Annotated in this window: 1 protein-coding gene; it reads right to left on the bottom strand. The window is 67.4% G+C overall.

All coding sequences use genetic code 11. The features are described from left to right. A partial coding sequence (locus AC0L2O_RS37375) for a transposase (protein ID WP_473373271.1) occupies positions 1–242 on the bottom strand: 242 nt, incomplete at both ends.

Below are 242 nucleotides of genomic sequence, written 5' to 3'. Positions count from 1 at the left end.
GTCATGTAGGCCAGCACGTCGGTCTCGGCCTCGTCGAGGAAGCCGGCCAGCTTCGGCAGCTTTGGCCGGAGCTGGTCGGCGACCTTGCGCCACTGGGTTCGCGCGGCCTCGGCATCGTCCTGTGCGAATGCTGTGGCAATGAAGGCGGAGACGACACGCCGTCCGCTCTTGCCGGCATGCGCCAACGCGTTGCGCATGAAGTGGACGCGGCAGCGCTGCCAGCTGGCATTGAGCACCTTGGC

It is taken from the genome of Bradyrhizobium sp. Kon10, assembly GCF_055807395.1.
This window is presented reverse-complemented; position numbering and strand designations above follow the sequence as displayed.